The organism is Bdellovibrionales bacterium (assembly GCA_018266295.1).
Lineage (GTDB): Bacteria > Bdellovibrionota > Bdellovibrionia > Bdellovibrionales > Bdellovibrionaceae > JACMRP01.
Genome location: JAFEAQ010000005.1, coordinates 1 through 4,142, shown reverse-complemented (window position 1 = coordinate 4,142; position 4,142 = coordinate 1). Strand labels below are relative to the sequence as shown.

At 56.0% G+C, this 4,142-nt stretch carries 6 protein-coding genes; 4 read left to right on the top strand and 2 right to left on the bottom strand.

Going from position 1 to position 4,142, the window contains the following annotated elements; translation table 11 throughout:
- On the bottom strand, nt 1-413 hold a 413-nt coding region (locus JSU04_04215; GenBank protein ID MBS1969483.1), incomplete at its 3' end, for a hypothetical protein.
- 21 nt (nt 414-434) lie between these two features.
- A complete protein-coding gene (locus JSU04_04210) occupies nt 435-899 on the bottom strand; it encodes a hypothetical protein (protein MBS1969482.1) in 465 nt (154 codons plus the stop codon).
- Nucleotides 900-1,193: 294 nt separating this feature from the next.
- On the opposite strand from JSU04_04210, the gene JSU04_04205 reads away from it, so the two are divergent.
- The 4 genes from JSU04_04205 to JSU04_04190 all read left to right on the top strand — a co-directional run bounded on the left by JSU04_04205 (nt 1,194) and on the right by JSU04_04190 (nt 3,747).
- Nucleotides 1,194-1,607, top strand: coding sequence for a helix-turn-helix transcriptional regulator (locus JSU04_04205; protein ID MBS1969481.1), 414 nt, complete (start codon nt 1,194-1,196; stop codon nt 1,605-1,607).
- Nucleotides 1,608-1,771: 164 nt separating this feature from the next.
- Complete coding sequence (locus JSU04_04200; protein MBS1969480.1) at nt 1,772-2,233, top strand: hypothetical protein; 462 nt, start codon at nt 1,772-1,774, stop codon at nt 2,231-2,233.
- On the top strand, nt 2,217-3,155 hold the full coding sequence (locus JSU04_04195) for a hypothetical protein (protein ID MBS1969479.1): 939 nt from the start codon (nt 2,217-2,219) through the stop codon (nt 3,153-3,155). Before JSU04_04200 ends, JSU04_04195 begins: the two co-directional genes overlap by 17 nt.
- A gap of 55 nt (nt 3,156-3,210) precedes the next feature.
- Nucleotides 3,211-3,747 (top strand): hypothetical protein, encoded by a 537-nt coding sequence (locus tag JSU04_04190; protein MBS1969478.1) that lies wholly within the window; start codon nt 3,211-3,213, stop codon nt 3,745-3,747.
- Nucleotides 3,748-4,142: the final 395 nt, after the last annotated feature.

Genomic DNA, 4,142 nt, shown 5'->3' with positions numbered 1-4,142 from the left:
ACTTCTGCCAGCTCATCCCGTAGAAGTGATTCGCGTTTGTGTTTGAACCCAAAGGCACACATCTTCTCAGTGCCATTCGGCTCGGTCAGAAAGGTTGTGAGAACGGCGTACTCCGAGTTCTTGGTTGTCAGAGCATTGAGGAGCGACGCTGCCGCTATGCCTCTTACGGCGCCCGCAACACCGAAGCCCCCTCCCACGAAACCACCACCTGTCTGGATACCCACGGTCCCGACAACAATTTCCAGGTACCAGAACCCCATCGAGATCAGCTTCTTGGACCCGAAAATGCCCTGCTTGTACACCGACAAACACCCGGTGTCCTCGAACTGGATGGAGAAGGTGCCTCCCGGCGTTCCGCCCCAACCTTGGGCCTCCAGGATTTCGGCCCCCTCAAGGACGAGATAGTTCCCCATGGGATTCCTCCAAGTCACCTATCACTTCTGCGCGTTATTGAGCTTGTTCATGTCCTTCCTTACTTCTGCGATGCAGTATTTATAGAGAGGAACCCTCTGATCAGGCGGCGTGCTGTTCTTCGGCAGGACTGCATCGATACGCGCCTCCATTGCCGTAGGGGCAAAGAATTCGTTTGGCGGCGTACCGAAGTTCTTCGACATCCCTTCATCCAGAATTGTTCCGAAGAGGTTGTAGGACATGAACTCAATGAGCTTGTCCCGGTCGCCAGATGCCGCCTTCTCCTGCATGTTCTCGACGAAGGTTCTGAGCCCAAGCATCCCATCCTGCTTCAGGATCGAATCTGCCTGCCTGACGGACCGAAGCACGATCGCGGCATCGTGGTCCGTCGTAGGCGCCGGGGTGCTCGCCGGAACCTGAGCCACCAAACCCGGGACCAGGATCAATGAGAGGGCGGTGGGCCGAAAGAAGGCCTTGGCTTGACTCACTTGGTTCTCCTTTTGTGATTGACCACTGATGACCATGGTTGCCTGAGGGGACAGGCTGGATTCTAGGGTGATACAATGACATTGTGAATCCCAATAGCCACCCATGGAGCCGTCCATCCCCGACCTGGGCTAAAGTCATTCCATGCTTGCCCCCCCTGTTCGATGCCTCAGATCAGAGAGGCAGCGAAAGAAGACGGGCATACAATGTCGTTGTGCCCATCGCTGGCGTGGCCTGCCATGAGCCGCGGGCCTCGAAAGGTACCGGGCCGGTGGACGGCACCGAGGCCACAGGACATGGATATGGCCCGCCGGATCAAGCGGCTCCGGATTCACCTGAAATGGACCCAGGCAGCGTTGGGAGACGCCCTAGGAGTTCCCCAGCAGGCCGTGTCCGCGTGGGAACGAGGTATCGCCAAACCAACGAAGCCGGTCCTCCGCCAGCTCACGCGTGTGTTCGGCATCAGCTCGGAAGCTCTACTGAAGGGCAAAGGGTTCAAGCTCCCGGACCTGCCTTTGAGGTGGGCTGTGGGGGTTGATGAGCGAGACCTGAACCGTCAGGTTCCCCTGCCTCCGCCGGTGCCCGGCGAGATCTGGGAGGTCAGCTTGACCTCGGCTGACCGGCAATCCATTCCGGTTGAAGAAGCCATCGCCCTACTCCGTCGCGCGGCTAAGGACGGCCAGGCAGTCTGGGTCGTGGTGGAGAAATAGTTGGGTTCACTCAGCCAAGGATTCCTTCTACGCTGCGGTGCAGCCCCTCTCCTACCGACCCCGGACAAATCATGGACCTTCGAGATCTTCTACTAGATACGGGTCTCCTACCACCCACGGACTCGGACTGGCCAAGTTCTCGTACGGGGTGTAGTCCATACCTGATGTCACTTCAGGAATTTGTAGACCTCACTGGATATTCAGACCAGCGCCGGAAAATCTTAAGTGGCTTCCTTGACCTAAGAAGGGAGTTGAAGCGACGCGGCCTTCATGGCGCCCAATGGATAGACGGGAGCTTTCTGGAACACGAGTACCGTCGAGGTAGAGCACCAGCCGACTTAGATGTGGTCACCTGGGTTACGGCACCCGACCTGACCTCGATGGGGTGGCTAGAGGAGGCTCTCAAGGACCTTCCAGTTGGAAACGACGCAAAGAAGACCTATCTATGCGATGTCTATTTCGATATTGCGAATGCTGATGGTTTTGTTGAACCGTCTGGGGCAGCGTACTGGATTGGGCTTTTCGGTCATACCCGTTCCAAAGAATGGAAGGGTTTCATTCAGATATCACTCGAAGAGGACGAAGATGCAATCCTGATTGGGGGCTCCGATGAAGATCAGGAATAAGGCCGCCATCAAAGGAAAGCTGAATTCCATTGATCAACGCTTGGCCAAGGGGGGCCTTGGATTTTTAGAACAGTTCAATTTGAAAGCTCTTCGAGACAGCCTTCAGAGCGAGCTGGATGACCTCGAATCGCCCATTACCGGGAAAGCTCAAGTGGAGCTGACTTTTAAAGGGACGCCGGTGCTTGGGACTCGTGGAATCGAAGCAGATTTTGGTTTGCAGGCTTCCGAAGGGTTCCAGCGTGCGATCCATAGGCGCGGGGCGGCATTGGCTAGGGCAAATTCACAGAGATCCCTAGCGCCACCGCACCCTCTGGCGATTGTGGACATTGCCCGCGGATCGTTCGGATTTGTACTCGAAGAGATCGTACCTGAAGAGGGACTTCTCCAAGGCCCAAGCCACCTCTTGCAAGCAATGGAGGAGGTTCAATCGACTTTGGACTTGGCCAGGGCGGGCGATGATGCGGGCTTTATGGAACGGATGCGGACCCTAGATGGGGGAACCGCGCAAGCTATCAAAGAATTTCTCGAAGTCGTCGATGGAGCCAATGCAACTTTTAGAATGAGGACTGAGGATCGAGATACAGCGTTTGACGCCAAAGATGTGGCGGCTGCCTCAAGTTGGGTCAAAAGGGTCAAGCTCGCCTCAGACACGGTTCCAATGCTCGGCGTGCTTGCGGGAGTCTTCACGGTGAGCCGAAAGGTCGAGTTCGTACCAGACGGGCGGAAGGTAATCGAGGCGTCCATTAGCTCAGATCTGGACCCACATGAATTGCTAAGGGATTGGGCAGAGAAGCCCTGTCTTGCAACCTTTCTCATCCAACACAAGCGCCAAGCTGGAAGGCCTCGCGGCGGGAGACCGACCTACTGCCTGTTGTCCGTACTAGAACATCCCGGTGCTGGAAACCCCCTAGATCTGGGATGAGTGAATCAGCCAACCCCGCCTCGTCGACCTCTTGGCCAAGATACTGGAGTAGTGGATGTCAGAAACCAAATCCGCCCCACAAAATTTCGGCCTTGCGATCGCATTCGTTGCCCCTGGGTTTTTGGGGTTCGTCGCGCTGAGCTACTTTTCGCCAATGGCCTCGGATTGGCTTCAAGCGGCCTCGAAGGAAGATCAAGGGGTTGGGGTTTTCCTGTTCGTTCTACTCGGCTCGATCGCTCTCGGGATTGTCATTAGTGGTATCAGGGCATTGCTGATAGATCGCTTGCTTCATAGCAAGCTCATGCGGGGATGGAAGGTCAGTCAGCCCAGTATTCAGTGGGACAAAATGGATGATCAGAAGCGAGAGGCGCTCAACACCTTGATTGAAGGGTTCTACCGATACTACCAATTCTATTCCAACTCCCTCATCGCACTCCTATTGCTCCTTGTTGCGAGGCTGTGCGGGGACAGCAATCCACTCCTTAGCTGGTGGAGTTGCGCCGCGCTCCTAATCGTTGGCGTCTGCCTTTTCTGGTCAGCCCGTGACTCCTACCGGAAATACTGCGAAGCTACAGTCAAACTTTTCAATTGAGGCGTGGAATGACCAACGGGATTGGACACAAGAAAGCTGCTAAAAAGGCCGCCAAGAAGACTGCGACAAAGTCTGCACCCAAGAAGAAGGCAGCACCCAAGAAGAAGGCCGCCAAAAAGAAATAACCCAGCTCACATCCATGGCAGATCCTTAGGCGGTCCCCTCCAAGTGCCATCGTTCTGGAGAGGAGCGGTGGCAAAACAGGTGGCATGACCCCTCCGATTTGCCTCGAATCCCCAGTCCCGATTGAGGAATCTCACAATCCTCGGCCACCACTGTTAATCAGGATGTCGGGGGTTCAAGTCCCTCCACCGGAGCCAACCAAGCCGCCCTAAGGCGGCTTTTTTGTTGGCTCCGGTGGAGGGACTTGAACCCCCGAGCCGCCGCTGGCCCGT

What these genes read in the sequence shown, in the direction of transcription:
- JSU04_04195 (MBS1969479.1), top strand. Translation starts at nt 2,217, where the DNA reads ATGAAGATCAGGAATAAGGCCGCCATCAAAGGAAAGCTGAATTCCATT.
- JSU04_04200 (MBS1969480.1), top strand. Translation starts at nt 1,772, where the DNA reads ATGTCACTTCAGGAATTTGTAGACCTCACTGGATATTCAGACCAGCGC.
- JSU04_04190 (MBS1969478.1), top strand. Translation starts at nt 3,211, where the DNA reads ATGTCAGAAACCAAATCCGCCCCACAAAATTTCGGCCTTGCGATCGCA.
- JSU04_04205 (MBS1969481.1), top strand. Translation starts at nt 1,194, where the DNA reads ATGGATATGGCCCGCCGGATCAAGCGGCTCCGGATTCACCTGAAATGG.